At 44.9% G+C, this 372-nt stretch carries 2 rRNA genes; both read left to right on the plus strand.

Annotated elements, in window-relative coordinates:
• Nucleotides 1–96, plus strand: a 23S ribosomal RNA gene (locus HHO41_RS22115); the annotation flags it as partial.
• Between the two features lie 196 nt (nt 97–292).
• Nucleotides 293–372 (plus strand): 5S ribosomal RNA (gene rrf / locus HHO41_RS22120); the annotation flags it as partial.

Here is a 372-nt window from a genome sequence, read left to right on the forward strand (position 1 = left end):
TAAGATCCCTGAAAGATGATCAGGTTGATAGGTCAGAGATGGAAGCGTGGCGACATGTGGAGTTGACTGATACTAATAGATCGAGGACTTAACCATTTAGAAAAGCGAAAGCGACTGTTCAGCTTTGAAGGCGTTGGAGAGCCGGTGCTACAAATCCTGGTTTTGGATTTGTAGGGACGGATCGAAACGACCGAAAAGCTAAGAGCTGTAGCTAGACAAAGGTGATTAACGTTTTAACCATTTCTTCTTCATTATCTAGTTTTGAGGGAACGAAAGTTCTCTAACAAAATAGTCTGGTGGCGATAGCGAGAAGGTCACACCCGTTCCCATACCGAACACGGAAGTTAAGCTTCTCAGCGCCGATGGTAGTTG

Source organism: Bacillus sp. DNRA2 (assembly GCF_012843265.1).
Classification (GTDB): Bacteria; Bacillota; Bacilli; order Bacillales; family Cytobacillaceae; genus Bacillus_BU.